Consider the following 14,302-nt stretch of genomic DNA (forward strand, 5'->3'; position numbering starts at 1 on the left):
AGGCTATCGGCTTGCAACAGTAGCTTTGAATAACGAGGTAGAAACGCATAAAAAAACCCCGCGAAGAATCGCGGGGTTTATTGTAAACTATGTATCGTCGTATTTAGAATTATTTGTTTCGAATTACTACAACGCCATCAAACACATCAATCAACACTGGTTTTGACTTGTCGATATCGCCTGCGAGAATCTTTTTACTCAGCAGGTTGATGATTTCTTTTTGGATGAGGCGTTTTAATGGTCTGGCTCCAAACTGCGGATCATAACCCTGTACAGCCAGGAACTCAAGCGCATAATCTGAGAATTCCAATATTATGCCATTTTTAGCGACCATCTCCTTCAATTGTTGTAATTGTATGTTAATGATTCCTTTAATCTCGTCGCGCATTAATGGCTGGAACATGATGACCTCGTCTACACGATTAAGGAACTCTGGACGGATAGTTGCTTTCAGCAGTGACATTACCTCTGTTTTGGTTTTGTCTACTATTTCTTCCTTATTTCCTTCGTCAATGTTTTCGAAGTTTTCCTGGATTATCTGGCTACCCATGTTACTTGTCATAATGATGATCGTGTTTTTGAAGTTCACGATCCTGCCTTTGTTATCGGTAAGGCGCCCATCGTCGAGTACTTGTAACAAAATGTTAAAAGTATCTGGGTGTGCTTTTTCGATTTCATCTAGGAGAACAACGGAGTATGGTTTACGACGCACGGCTTCAGTCAGCTGTCCGCCTTCATCATAACCTACATATCCTGGAGGCGCGCCCACTAAACGGCTAACGCTGTGTTTTTCCTGATATTCGCTCATATCAATGCGCGTCATCATGGTTTCATCATCGAAGAGATATTCTGCCAGGGCTTTTGCCAGCTCTGTTTTACCAACACCGGTGGTACCGAGGAAGATAAATGAGCCAATAGGACGGCGTGGATCCTGCAGGCCTGCGCGGCTACGGCGGATCGCATCAGATACTGCGATGATAGCTTCTTCCTGTCCTACAACACGTTGGTGTAGTTCTTCTTCCAGGTTGAGTAGCTTATCTTTTTCGCTTTGCATCATTTTAGCAACTGGTATACCGGTGGCTTTAGCGACGTTTTCCGCGATATCTTCCGCATCTACTTCTTCTTTGAGCATACGCTTATGATTCGCAGATAAATCTTCCAGTTCTTTGGTTAGATCATCTACTAACTTCTCTTGCTCTTTCACTTTACCATAGCGGATTTCAGCTACGCGGCCGAAGTCGCCGTTACGTTCTGCCTGTTCAGCTTCGAGTTTAAGGTTTTCGATGGCTGATTTAGCATTTTGTATTTTATCTACTACTTCTTTTTCTGCCTGCCATTTCGCTTTGAAGGTATTACGTTCATCGCTGAGACGTGATATTTCAGCAGCCAGTTCAGCAAGTTTATCTTCATCATTTTCGCGTTTGATCGCTTCTCTTTCAATTTCGAGCTGGCGTATCCTACGTTCCAGTTCGTCCAGTTCTTCCGGCATGGAGTTCATTTCCAGACGGAGTTTTGCTGCACTTTCATCGATCAGGTCAATCGCTTTATCAGGTAGGAAACGATCTGTTATATAGCGGTGTGATAATTCAACGGCAGCAATAATTGCTTCGTCTTTTATCAGCACGTGGTGGTGGCTTTCGTATCTTTCTTTGAGTCCGCGGAGAATAGAGATCGCATCTTCCACACTAGGTTCGTCTACCAATACTTTCTGGAAGCGGCGTTCGAGAGCCTTATCTTTTTCGAAATATTTCTGGTATTCGTTGAGCGTGGTGGCACCGATGGCGCGGAGTTCACCGCGGGCTAATGCTGGCTTCAGAATGTTGGCAGCATCCATTGCACCTTCCATGGCGCCAGCGCCAATGAGGGTATGGATTTCATCGATAAAGAGGATGATTTCCCCATTACTTTCTGCAACCTCTTTTACCACACCTTTCAATCTTTCTTCAAATTCACCACGATATTTAGCGCCGGCCATTAATGCACCCATGTCAAGGGCGTAAATGATTTTGCTTTTCAGGTTTTCTGGAACGTCGCCATTGATAATACGATGTCCGAGACCTTCTACGATCGCGGTTTTACCCACCCCTGGTTCACCGACGAGGATAGGGTTATTTTTAGATCTGCGGGAAAGAATATGTAACGTTCTGCGGATTTCCTCATCACGACCTATCACCGGATCGAGTTTACCTTCACGGGCAAGTTCGTTGAGGTTTTTCGCATATTTCTGTAAGGTGTTATATTGGTTACCGCCAGACTGAGAGTTAACGGTTTCGCCTTTACGTAATTCCTTGATAGCTGTTTTGAGGCCTTTTTCGGTGAGTCCTGCATCTTTTAGCAGTTTGGCGGTATCGTCGCTGCCACCGAGTATTCCCAGCAGCAGGTGTTCTACGCTTACAAATTCATCTTTAAATTCTTTGATAGCGGCACCTGCACGAAGCATGGCATTGTTAGCATCGCGGGAGAGCATTTGTCCTCCCTCGCCTCCGGCCATGCGTGGATATTTTTGCAGCTGTTCGTTGAGTTTACCATTGAGGAAGGTGGTGTTTACATCATTCTTCTTCAACAGATATTCAACAGGACTGTCCTGATCATCCAACAGTGCTTTAAGAATATGCCCTGTTTCGATAGCCTGGTTCTGGTTGTTGAACGCCAGTTGCTGCGCCTGTTGCAGTATTTCCTGCGATTTAATTGTGAAATTATTAAGATTCATAAGTTCGTGTTTTCTCCTTTTTTGTGTCATCAAACGTGCTTTTTTAACAACAAAGCACGAACCAATGTTTTGGGACCGGAAATTTTGACACTTTTTTGCTTTCTGACCTGAATTTTTAGCAGAAAAATGATGTAGAACCTGCTAATATTACATCATATTTAAAGCAGAACCTATATTAAATTGGGCCATGCCTTTGGATATTAGAAAAACCGTACAATCAGTCGTTTGTGCGTTGACGTTAGCAACAGCAATTTTGCCTGTACAGGCCCAGGAGACGCGTGTTATTACCACACCGGCAAAGTTGAAGACTATATTACATGACAACCGCGACAAACATCCGGGAAGCGTCTTACAGGTTATTATTCCCGCAGGAACCTATTACCTGGAAAAACCGTTGGAAATAACACCAGCGGATATCAAGGGATTAAAGGCAGTAAGCATTCAGGGCGCCGGCAACAACGCAACAGTGATCAGCGGAGGCGCCGTGATACAGCCCCTTTTCCGACCCTGGAAAAATGGCATTTATGTGGCTAAAGTCTCGATTCCATACGAATTTGACCAGCTATACATAAATAATGAAGCGCAAGTAAGAGCGCGATATCCCAATTATGACAGCAATGCTACACATTATCATGGTTATGCTGAAGATGCTGTCAGCAAAGCGCGTATTGCCACCTGGCAACATCCGGAAGGCGGCTATATCCATGCCTTACATAAGGCGGAATGGGGGGGCTATCATTACCTGATCAAAGGTGTAGATAAAGATACGACCCTTGTGCTGGCAGGCGGCTATCAGAATAACCGGCAGATGGGCATGCATAGTAGTATTCGTTTTGTGGAGAATATTTTCGAGGAACTGGATACGGCAAGAGAATGGTATTATGATGGCCGTACGCAACAGCTATATTATAAACCAGCTCCAGGCGTGAACCTTGCCAAAGCTGCATTTCGTGTATCCAGGCATAAGGAGTTGATTATTCTGAAAGGTAGCGCCGCAGCACCTGTGACTAATATAACGATCAAGGATATACGCTTTACGCAATGCAAGGCCAGTTTCATGGATACTAAGGAGCCACTGCTTCGTAGCGACTGGGCGATATACCGCAGCGGCGTGGTTTTAATGGATGGTACGCGTAATTGCGTTATACGTGACTGTGATTTTGATAATAATGGTGGTAATGCCATCTTCCTGAGTAGTTATAACAAAAGGGATACGATAGCCGGCAACCACATTTATAACAATGGTGGTAATGGCATTTGCTTTATTGGTAACCCGGATGCGGTAAGGGCGCCATTATTTGAGTACAATGAATCACAGGCCTTTGACGGCATGGACACCATTTCTGGCCCTAAAAACAATCATTTCCCGGATTCTTGCGTAGCAGCCGATAACCTGATTCATGATATAGGTCAGATTGAAAAACAGATAGCCGGCGTACAACTCTCTATGAGTGCGCATATTACGGTTGCTCATAACAGTATTTATAATATTCCTCGTGCAGGCATTAACGTTAGTGAAGGCACCTGGGGCGGACATATCATTGAGTATAATGATGTATTCAATACGGTGCAAGAAACCGGCGATCATGGCTCGTTTAACTCCTGGGGCCGCGACAGATGGTGGTATCCGGACCGTAAGCAAATGGATAGTCTTGCTGCGGCCCATCCATGGCTGGTAAAGCAGGATGCAATGTATACGAATATCATTCGCAATAATCGGTTTCGTTGCGATCATGGCTGGGATATAGACCTGGACGATGGTTCCTCTAACTATGAAATTTACAATAATGTCTGTTTGCATGGCGGATTAAAGCTCAGAGAAGGTTTTGAAAGGAAAGTCTATAATAATATTATTATCAACAACTCATTTCATCCGCATGTATGGTTTAAAAATAGTGGGGATGAATTTCGGCAGAATGTGGTCATGAGTAGTTACAAGCCTATTGGCATTAAATATTGGGGAAAGATGATTGACAATAATTTCTTTCCAGACAGCAGTGCCTTGTTCGCAGCCAGGAATGCAGGTACAGACGCACATAGTCAGTACGGAGATCCTGCATTCAAAGCCCCTTCAACTGGTGACTATACAGTAACGAACAAAGCAGTATTTACAACCGGGTTCAAAAACATTGACATGACAGCCTTTGGTGTCACGGTTCCCCGACTGAAAGCAATAGCAGCCAAGCCTATTTTCCCTGTCCTTGTAACAGTTATTGATAAAGAGAAAGGAAAAACATTGGAATGGAAAAAAGGCATCTTTAAAAATATAGAAACCCTGGGAGAACGTTCAGCCACTGGGATGGCAGACAACAACGGAGTATTGGTAGTAAAAATTCCTTTTCCTGCATTAGGGTTACAGGAAAATGATGTGATACTGGAAATCAATCATCAACCCACAAATAATTTAAAAGAACTGCAATTGGCGCTGGACAAGGTAAATGACAAACCAGTGTTTAAAGTTTTCCGCGGACAGCGGATGATAGCACTATAATTGACTACATCACCCTACTATAACGTAAGAGCATCCTGGCAGCAGGATGCTTTTTTATTGCAGTTCCTTGTCTTTCTTCATTTGGCGGCGAATGCGGGTTCTGTGTTCCGCGCCCCAGGCATGTAATGCCATTACTACGGCTTTCAGTGAACCTGCGTATTCTGTTACTGTATATTCTACTATAACCGGGGTTGCTTTGGAATTGACATTTCTTTTTACGAAACCATTGAGTTCCAATTCTTTCAGCTCATTGGACAGCACACGGGCAGAGATACCTTCTACGAGGCGTTGCAGTTCGTTGAAGCGCAACGGCCCTTCACTGAGTGCAACAATAATGCGGAGTTTCCATTTGCCTCCGATCGCATACAATGCATCTCCAACTGCGCCCAGTGCGGCTGTACAAGCACGGCTCATAGGCGCCTGGTATTCTGGTAAAATTGTTTTTTCTGCCATAATTCCTGATTAACTAACCAAAAGGTTACTACTAACCTTTATATTACTACTAATCTTTAGTAAGCTAAGGTATGTAGTTTTGTGTTATCAAAAAAAGAACATCATGAAGAACATATTCCATATCAGCTCAAGCCCAAGTGGAGAAGCTTCTAATAGTATATTACTGGCTAACAGGATCATTAGCAGCCTGCAGGAAAAATATCCAGATAGTAAAGTAACACATAATGACACTGTTAAAAAGAAATATGGCCATATAGACGGTGTTTTACAAAGCGCCTATTTTACACCTCCATCTGAACGCACTTCATTGCAATTGGAAGCTTTACAGGATTCTGATGAGGCAGTGACACAGCTGGAAATGGCTGACATTATCGTTATCAGCGTAGCTACGCATAATTTCGGTATCCCTTCAGCTTTGAAATCATGGATAGATCATATAGTAAGAGCCGGCAGGACCTTCAGTTATGGCAGTGGAATGCCGGAGGGATTATTAGATAGTAAGAAAAAAGTTTACCTGGCGATTGCCTCAAAGGGTGTATTTTCTGAAGGACCACTTAAAGCGATGGATTTTACGGAGCCATATCTTCGCGTGGTACTTCCGTTTATTGGATTGACTGACATTACCACTTACAGGATTGAAGGTGCAGGAATTCCAGGCTTAATGGATACAGCTGTAGAGAAAGGATTACAGCAAGCTGAAATGGTTTAGTTCATTTACTAAAAAGAATAAAAGAGGATACCTCAAATGGAATAAAAACTTATTGCATTTGAGGTATCCTCTTTCTATGTATAGCTAATCGTGGAATTTAATTCATTATTACTCCCAGGAGTTTACTAATTCCTGATTTTTTTCAATCCATGCTTTTACACCAGCAGCTTCATTGCCATCTGCATCATTAATAGCGCCCATCAACGACCCCAGTTGCTCACTGTTGAGTTTAAGTTTACGGAAGAAATTAACTGCGGCTGTATCTCTGATAGTAAATTCATTATTAGCGATCGTTTGTATTTTTTCTGATTCGCCAAAGACTTTTTTAGGATCTTCCAGGAAACGAAGTTTATATTGAGAGAACATAACATGTGGCTCCCAGCCTGTGAGGACAATTGCTTGTTTTTCATCGATGCTTTTCTTCAGCGTTGCCAGCATAGCTGCTTCACTGGAAGGTTGCAGCTGATAATCGAGGTTGTAAGCGTGTACAGCTTCTTCTGCTTTATCCATGATACCGGCACCAGCATCGATACCTACTATCTTACCACCAAATTTAGCTTTCGCATTATTAAGATCTTCAATTGATTTTATATCTACATAATCCGGTACCACCAAGCCAATACGCGCACCTTCGAAGTTGGTATTGAGTACAGTGATTTTCTCACCGAAGTTCTGCATATATGTCTTATGGGTAACTGGCATCCATGCATCCATAAATATATCTGCGTCTCCGCCGGCTACCGCAGCGAATACGGGTGCTACGTCAGCATTTTTCAATACAACTGTATAACCTTTTTTCTCCAGCAGGTTTTTAGCCAGGTTGGTCATGGCTACACCTTCTGCCCAGTTGACATAGGCGATGGTGATTTTCTTTTCGGCTGATTGGTTGGACTGACAGGCGGAAACACCTATCATGACCACTGCCAATACAGCCAGCATAACTTTTCTCATACTCTTCTATTTTCTGTTCTATTTACTACTTACAGGTTGTTTTTTAATCCGCTTTTTACCGAATGACTGTGTAATACGATCGAGGATGATAGCCAGGATCACGACGGCGATACCACCTTCGAAGCCTATTCCTATCTTCAGTTGCGTAATCCCCTTCAAAACAATCTCTCCCAGGCCGCCAGCAGCGATCATGGCTGAAATAACGACCATGGACAGCGCCATCATGATGGTCTGATTCACACCTGCCAGTATGGTAGGCATAGCCAATGGTAATTCTACCTTAAATAACAGCTGTCGCGGTGTAGCCCCGAAAGAGCGGGTAGCTTCCACAATATCTGCAGGTACCTGTTGAATGCCGAGCGTCGTTAATCGGACAGCTGGGGGCATTGCAAAGATGATGGTAGCAAAAACACCTGGAACTTTTCCGAGGCCGAAGAATAATACGGCAGGAATCAGGTATACGAAAGCCGGCATAGTTTGCATTAAGTCGAGGACAGGCCGAATAATCCTGCCTACTACTTTATTTCTGGCCGCCCAAATGCCAAATGGTATGCCAATTAATAGTGCAATCAATGCCGCTACCAATATCAGCGCCATTGTTTCCATGGTTTGGGGCCAATAGCCCATACCATATACGAGGCTTAATCCCAATAATGAGAACACGCCTGCACCCCATCCTGCACGACGCCATGCGAGGAGGGTTATCAGCCCTATAACTACGTAGAATGGCAAGCCGTTGAGCAGCCACTGTACGGAATTTACCATCACTTCTACTACCTCTTTCACCATTTTGAAAAAGGGATGGAAATTGTGGGTAAGCCAGTTAATAAAATCTTCTATATATTTTCCTATTTTAATCATAATTATCGTTTAGTCATAAGGGTTATAATGTCTGCGTTCCCATCGTTTCAATGATGAGCGCAGTCTGGGAAATAAGTCCCAGCAATTTGTTTGACTGTGGATGAACCACCGCAACTGGTTTATCGGTTTCCGCTATAAATGGTAGCATTTGTTCCACAGTTGTGTCCGGATAAGCCACTGGTACTTCGCGGTGAATCACGGCTTCAATGGTTTTATCGCCGCGGCGTTTTACTTCCAGTATTTCGTTGAGGTAAACAAATCCGAGGAAATGTTTATCTATGGTGACTGCCGGGAGTATATTGAGTCCGGTGCTTCTCATTTTGCGCAGGCTACCTTCAGGGCCGTCTTTACGGAATACAGCAGATACGGGTTGTGTTTCCATCAATGAAGAGGCAGTGATAATAGCTTTTCTATCTACCTTTTCCACGAAGGAGGAAACATATTCAGTAGCAGGACTGGTAAGGATTTCCTCGGGTGTTCCTATCTGAATAATTTCACCATCTTTCATGATGGCGATGCGATCACCGAGGCGGATGGCTTCATCGAGATCGTGGGTGATGAAGACGATAGTTTTATGCATTTTTTCCTGGAGGTCCAGCAGTTCGTCCTGCATTTGCGTACGAATGAGCGGGTCCAATGCGGAGAAGGCCTCGTCCATGAGCAGTACTTCCGGATCATTAGCGAGTGCACGCGCGAGGCCTACACGTTGTTGCATACCACCGGAAAGACCTGATGGATGCTGGTTTTCATAACCTTTGAGTCCTACCAGTTCTATTACTTCAGCGGCTTTTTGATTTCTCTCTTGCGGCGGCGTGCCTTGTAATTCGAGTCCGAATGCCACATTTTCCAATACGGTACGATGTGGCAGCAGTCCAAACTGTTGGAATACCATTGCAATTTCTTTACGACGGATTTGCTGCAGCTGTTTATCATTGAGCTGTGTAATGTTGGTATCATTGATAATGATATCGCCGGAAGTGGGCTCAATAAGTCTGTTCAGGCATCTGAGCAGACTAGATTTACCACTACCAGAAAGGCCCATGATCACAAAAAATTCACCTTTCTGAATTTCAAAAGAAGCTTCCTTCACACCTACAGTACATCCGGTAGCAGCGAGGATATCAGCTTTGCTTTTCCCTTCTTTCAGCATGCGTAAAGCGGTTTCGCGTTCGCGACCGAAGATGAGGGTAAGATTGTCTATTTTAAGTTTAGGCATCATCGTTAGTTGAGTTTAGAAGTAGTAACCAATATTGATGTTAAAGCGGCTGTGCCATTTTTCGCCGGGAGTACCGGCGGCCAGGGCATCGTCCCATACAGGGCCCAGCCAGGGATGATTTTTACCAGCGGCCCAATCTATATAAGTAAAGATGTGGCCTGCAGTGATCATACATCCTAATACATTCATTTGTGAATCTTCAAAGCCTGTTACTTTTTTATCCATATAGGAATAGTCATTGTAGAAGGTCAGCGAAGAAATTGGGCCCCATTTTACCGGTTGGGTAAATGATAGCGAGGCCGTATGGATGAAAGCTTTAGCGGCCACCTGGTAAGCAGCGCCATAGGCGGCCATATCTACTGCATCTTTATATTGCGCGGAATCAGCAACATTGTATTGATAGTACATCGATTGTAGTTTCAGGTTCCACTTGCGGTAGTTCAGGTTAGCATGCAATGCAGCAGCGAAATGATTGCCCATATCGCGGGTGGAAAGATTGTATAATCCGCCGGCCATAACGGAAGCGCCTATACTATTATCTTTATTGATAAAATATTCTGCACGGGCATTGCCCTGGTTTACTTCTTTATTTCTTCCGGCAACATCATAAGAATACCTGGAAGGGTCTGTGGGCGTGTTATCGCCGAAGTTGATTTCTTCTGCATTTTTGAAGAAAGCAAGTTCATATTTCCATTTGGGCGTAATACGTTCAAATTTCACTCCCATATCATAATCATCTTCTTTACCTACATAATAAGGCAGGTTAAAAAACCAGCTGTGAGAGTTGTAGGTGATATTACCAAAGGGCACTTGATTAAGGCCGATATCGATTTTAGTGGAATCGTTGAAATGATAAGTTACATAACCTTCTTTGAGCATACCACCGCCAAAATCTTTTGAGTAGAAGCGATATTCAGCATGCATGGAGAGCTTTTTCCATGCGGCATCTGCGTTGATGCGAAACATATCATAACCGAAGTCGCCGCCTCGTTTTACCTGTTCTTTTTTCCAGGAAGAATTATTGTAGTTAAAGCGTATGGCCCCTCCTAAATGAAAGGTGGGTGCTTCATTTTTTTTCACTGTATTTAAAGAGTCCTGTGCCTTGGAAAGCATTGGCAGCAGCAGGAATAAGCAAGTGCATAATGTTATCCATTTAAGACACTGGTAACGGGAAAAATAAGCGTTAATGGCATAGGAGTTCCTAACCATCCATGATCGTTGAATCATAGCAGTCATAATTCTAATGTGTTTAAGCTGATCTTTTCCTCTGCGACATAGGAATCCTATATGCAGGAACTGCATGTTAACAGTTAATCGGAAATGAAACCGGGTGCGAAGTGACCCGACAAGTGATCAATACCAATAAATATCGACTGTTCTATCGTAATGAGCGTGCTCGGAAGGCACATTAAACAGTCATGAATTGCGTCAAGCTTGACGAAGGTACAAAAAAACGGGCAGGAAGCCAAACGATTCTTAAAAAAATGTGAACAAGGAGTAGGCATCTGCTGTTATAAACATGCAAAATTGTGTCTACGGGCACCGAAAAAGAGATAGATATTCCAATTCCGCCCCGAAATATTTTCTTCATTATTAAACCCTACAATTATGTCTTTCGACTTACTAGAAAGTGTAAAAAATCTTTTCAGCGGCAATGTTGTTAGTCAAATTTCCGCACAATTAGGAGAAAGTGAAGGGAACGTACAAAAGGCCCTCGGCGGTATTGTACCGACTGTATTAACTGGTTTACTTCATAAGACGGAGAACAGCGGTGATGCTTCCAGTTTGCTGAATATGGTGAAAGGAGCTGCTTCTGATGCTTCTCCTTCAGCATTGACATCAGCCGTACAGGGAGGCGCAGGTAGTTTGATAGGCAAAGGTACTGATATGCTGAAAAGTTTATTTGGAGATAAGGTTGGATCTATTGCATCCATGATATCTTCCTTTTCAGGTATAAAAGAAAGCAGTGCCAATACCTTGCTGAGCTCTGCGGCGCCGGCCACTCTTGGAACAGTTGGCCAATACGCTGTCCAGAATAATCTGAACCCTAGTGGTTTTGCTTCTTTCCTAAGTTCTCAAAAAGATAAAATCCTTGGCGCTATGCCTTCAGGGCTAAATCTGGCTGGATTGCTCGGGTTAGGTAGTCTTGGCGAAATTGGTCATAAACTGACCGGTATGGCAGGCAATATAGGCCATTCGGTAGGTAATGCTGCCAGCTCTACTGTCAACTCCGTAAAACAAGCCGGAGGAGGCAATAAATGGATCTGGTCGCTCATATTATTATTAATAGCCATTATATTACTTTGGTATTTAATGCGTGGATGTGGCAGCAAAAATGGTGAGCAGCCAGTTACGGATAGCATCACTAACTCACAGCTAGCCGATTCTGTTGGCGCTACCACCCCACCTGTAACTTCAGAAACAGTTAGAGAAACGATACAGGTAACATTGCCTGACGGCACTGTATTGAATGCTTATAAAGGCGGTATCGAAGATCAACTGGTGACTTTCCTGAAAGACAGCACCAAAGCTGCGGGCAAGGACATATGGTATGATTTCGATAACCTGAACTTTGAAACAGGTAGTGCCAGACTTACACATGAAAGTATGACACAGGTGAGCAATATTGCTGCTATCCTGAAAGCATTCCCTAAAACGAAGATCAAAATAGGCGGCTACACAGATAAAACCGGTGATGCTGCAGTGAATAAGAAATTGTCGCAGGAAAGGGCGGATGCTGTAGTAGCTGAGCTGAAGAAATTGAAAGCGGATGAAAAACAGTTACTGGGCGCGGAAGGCTATGGTTCTGAATTTGCCAAAGCTGCTGCTGATGCTCCAGATGCAGAACGCAAAAAAGACAGACATATTTCTGTTGGCGTAAGAGAAAAATAAGGGAATGTACCTCTGCGGAATTCCCGTAATGTACTTCTCACCAAACCATATCAAAAAAGGCGTGTCTATTCTGTAGACACGCCTTTCCTTTTAATTAGCTAATGTTATTGTTCTTTTACGAAGACGATCCTGGTACGATCTGATTTATAGATCGCATTTCTGAATGCGGCCAGTTCTTTATAATCACTGGCAGGGAACATGCCTGCTTCAATATCCAGTTTGCGTATATACGTGATTGTTGTTTTGTCTTTAATGCTGATGCTCATATCGAAACTACCAAACTTAGTTTTCAGCTGCTGTGGCTTAGGAAGCCCTTCCAGCTGATATCCTGCAGGTATCCTGATATAACAGGTATCAATATCACTATAGGCCATTTCGAAGCGTATGGGAGAGTTACGCAGGGAGTCTTCTTCCAGCTTAAGAGCTGTGCGATGCAGCATATTCGGAGTAAGGAACATACGCTTTCCTGTAACTGTAGCATAGTTGTTGCCCTTAATCTTCAATATCTCGGTTACTGCTGGCAGCTTACCATTGTTGGCGGTTACATCGTAGCTTAAAACGTCGTAGCTGGCGAGGCTAAGGCTTTCCCGCAGGTATTCCAGCTGCCTGGCTTTACTCACACTATTGACGAAATCGGAGATATCTTCCTGTTGCTGGCCGGTAGATTTCATAACCGCACTAATCATGATATGTCCTGTATCATTAACTTCTGCTTCGATCACTGAAATCTGTTTGTTATCAGCTATACTGTAAGACGGTGTATATACCAGTTTACTATTCACTGAATCCATGATCAGCACAGGCCTGTTGCCTGTGAAGCTTCCCATATAACCAGCGGAGGCAATGCTGCTGGTACATTCCAGCCATACACTGTCTTTTCCATTTGGTACGCATAAAATCACGTGGTTGAAATAATCTGACGGAAAATCTACAGGCACCTTATACGGACTACTACCACCTTGTACCAATACTGTATTGGATGGAATACCTGCTTCTTTCAATATGGAATACATCATATTGGAAAGGGATTTACAGTCGCCATATCCCGTTTTAGCTGTGGTAGCCGCATCGATGGTTTGAAAGCCACCAATACCCAGCTGAATGCTGATATATCGGAAATTCTTCTGTAAATATTTATACAGTGCTTTTATTTTCTCTTCTCTTGTAGGCAGCGGATCTGCGATTTCATGGACTTTGGCCTTTACATTGGCAGGCAATGCATCTCTGCCAGCATTGATAGAATAGAAGAAGTTACCTAGTTCCTTCCAGGAATTGCTCGTACCATGGAACCCGCCATAGTCAAACTCTCCCGGCGATAATAGGATGCCCTGTGTACGTTCACGCAGAGGAATGGCGTATTGCTCACTTTTGGCAGCAGGGATTCCGGAGAGTGTCCAGCTATAGCTTTTCCCTTCTTTTGCATCGGCAATAACCGGTTCCTGATTTGCATTCAGTGTTTTATAGTGAATTGCTATTCCTTGCGGTGAGATTACGTTTAACACAGCCTTTTCGATAGCCTGTGATTCAAATTTCTGAGGAATCCAGTCGCCCAGGTAATAGGCAGAATTATATCTGTACTCTACCTCATACTCTACTGTATAAGGAAATATTGTGCTGCTGCCGAAAGTAAAAAACTTATACCTGTTGTCGGTGATGAGTGATTCATCGCCGGTGCCGGCATAATCCTTCACCTCACTTTGTTTCAGTTTTGCGTCCTGTATGCCCAGCAGGTTATAGCGTGCGCCGGAGATATTACGTATTTCGCGTAATTTATCATAAGATAATACCAGAGCAGCGTGTTTCTCTCCTTCTTCATCCAACACTGTAACCACAGTATGAACGGTGGTTCTGATTTCTTTGGTACTGATAATTCTGTTGGTAGTTTCGGAGAGGCGCATGATACTATGCGCATTTTTTTTCAGCTCTGCAGGGATGCCAGTGACAGGGTATAATGGTTCCCCGGCCAGCGCCAACTTAGCAATGCTGCTAATGAATATTAATAAGAATACTCTTTTCAAG

Annotated in this window: 10 protein-coding genes; 3 read left to right on the forward strand and 7 right to left on the reverse strand. The window is 43.5% G+C overall.

Annotated elements, in window-relative coordinates; all coding sequences use genetic code 11:
* Positions 1–109 precede the first annotated feature (109 nt).
* The gene (gene clpB, locus ACE38W_RS18915; protein WP_375833224.1) at positions 110–2,710 is read right to left on the reverse strand and encodes an ATP-dependent chaperone ClpB; all 2,601 of its coding nucleotides are present in this window, start codon (positions 2,708–2,710) and stop codon (positions 110–112) included.
* Positions 2,711–2,897: 187 nt separating this feature from the next.
* Between clpB and ACE38W_RS18920 the strand changes: the two genes are divergently transcribed.
* Positions 2,898–5,201, forward strand: coding sequence for a right-handed parallel beta-helix repeat-containing protein (locus ACE38W_RS18920; RefSeq protein ID WP_375833227.1), 2,304 nt, complete (start codon positions 2,898–2,900; stop codon positions 5,199–5,201).
* A gap of 54 nt (positions 5,202–5,255) precedes the next feature.
* On the opposite strand, the gene ACE38W_RS18925 is transcribed toward ACE38W_RS18920, so the two are convergent.
* Positions 5,256–5,654 carry a winged helix-turn-helix transcriptional regulator gene (locus ACE38W_RS18925; protein WP_375833228.1) on the reverse strand — a complete coding sequence of 133 codons (399 nt, stop codon included), beginning with the start codon at positions 5,652–5,654 and terminating at the stop codon, positions 5,256–5,258.
* 103 nt (positions 5,655–5,757) lie between these two features.
* Here ACE38W_RS18925 and ACE38W_RS18930 point away from each other — a divergent pair, with 103 nt between their 5' ends.
* Complete coding sequence (locus ACE38W_RS18930; RefSeq protein WP_375833230.1) at positions 5,758–6,363, forward strand: FMN-dependent NADH-azoreductase; 606 nt, start codon at positions 5,758–5,760, stop codon at positions 6,361–6,363.
* Positions 6,364–6,471: 108 nt separating this feature from the next.
* Here the strand turns inward: ACE38W_RS18930 and ACE38W_RS18935 are convergent, their stop codons facing one another.
* The 4 genes from ACE38W_RS18935 to ACE38W_RS18950 are packed head-to-tail and all read right to left on the reverse strand — an operon-like array spanning position 6,472 to position 10,627.
* Positions 6,472–7,314, reverse strand: a complete 843-nt coding sequence (locus tag ACE38W_RS18935; RefSeq protein WP_375833233.1) for a glycine betaine ABC transporter substrate-binding protein — start codon at positions 7,312–7,314, stop codon at positions 6,472–6,474.
* Positions 7,315–7,332: 18 nt separating this feature from the next.
* Positions 7,333–8,175: an ABC transporter permease gene (locus tag ACE38W_RS18940; protein ID WP_375833235.1), complete on the reverse strand. Its 843-nt coding sequence runs from the start codon at positions 8,173–8,175 to the stop codon at positions 7,333–7,335.
* A gap of 22 nt (positions 8,176–8,197) precedes the next feature.
* Complete coding sequence (locus ACE38W_RS18945; protein WP_375833237.1) at positions 8,198–9,394, reverse strand: glycine betaine/L-proline ABC transporter ATP-binding protein; 1,197 nt, start codon at positions 9,392–9,394, stop codon at positions 8,198–8,200.
* Positions 9,395–9,406: 12 nt separating this feature from the next.
* A complete protein-coding gene (locus tag ACE38W_RS18950; protein ID WP_375833240.1) occupies positions 9,407–10,627 on the reverse strand; it encodes a hypothetical protein in 1,221 nt (406 codons plus the stop codon).
* A 372-nt stretch (positions 10,628–10,999) separates the two neighbouring features.
* Here ACE38W_RS18950 and ACE38W_RS18955 point away from each other — a divergent pair, with 372 nt between their 5' ends.
* Complete coding sequence (locus ACE38W_RS18955) at positions 11,000–12,283, forward strand: DUF937 domain-containing protein (RefSeq protein WP_375833241.1); 1,284 nt, start codon at positions 11,000–11,002, stop codon at positions 12,281–12,283.
* A gap of 104 nt (positions 12,284–12,387) precedes the next feature.
* Here the strand turns inward: ACE38W_RS18955 and ACE38W_RS18960 are convergent, their stop codons facing one another.
* Positions 12,388–14,301, reverse strand: a complete 1,914-nt coding sequence (locus ACE38W_RS18960; RefSeq protein ID WP_375833244.1) for a DUF3857 domain-containing protein — start codon at positions 14,299–14,301, stop codon at positions 12,388–12,390.
* Position 14,302 lies beyond the last annotated feature (1 nt).

It is taken from the genome of Chitinophaga sp. Hz27, assembly GCF_042263525.1.
Lineage (GTDB): Bacteria > Bacteroidota > Bacteroidia > Chitinophagales > Chitinophagaceae > Chitinophaga.

Bases quoted from the DNA above. Each gene is read 5' to 3' on its own strand.
- ACE38W_RS18945 (WP_375833237.1), bottom strand. From the start codon at position 9,394: ATGATGCCTAAACTTAAAATAGACAATCTTACCCTCATCTTCGGTCGC.
- ACE38W_RS18950 (WP_375833240.1), bottom strand. From the start codon at position 10,627: ATGACTGCTATGATTCAACGATCATGGATGGTTAGGAACTCCTATGCC.
- ACE38W_RS18930 (WP_375833230.1), top strand. From the start codon at position 5,758: ATGAAGAACATATTCCATATCAGCTCAAGCCCAAGTGGAGAAGCTTCT.
- ACE38W_RS18925 (WP_375833228.1), bottom strand. From the start codon at position 5,654: ATGGCAGAAAAAACAATTTTACCAGAATACCAGGCGCCTATGAGCCGT.
- ACE38W_RS18955 (WP_375833241.1), top strand. From the start codon at position 11,000: ATGTCTTTCGACTTACTAGAAAGTGTAAAAAATCTTTTCAGCGGCAAT.
- ACE38W_RS18920 (WP_375833227.1), top strand. From the start codon at position 2,898: ATGCCTTTGGATATTAGAAAAACCGTACAATCAGTCGTTTGTGCGTTG.
- clpB (WP_375833224.1), bottom strand. From the start codon at position 2,710: ATGAATCTTAATAATTTCACAATTAAATCGCAGGAAATACTGCAACAG.
- ACE38W_RS18940 (WP_375833235.1), bottom strand. From the start codon at position 8,175: ATGATTAAAATAGGAAAATATATAGAAGATTTTATTAACTGGCTTACC.
- ACE38W_RS18935 (WP_375833233.1), bottom strand. From the start codon at position 7,314: ATGAGAAAAGTTATGCTGGCTGTATTGGCAGTGGTCATGATAGGTGTT.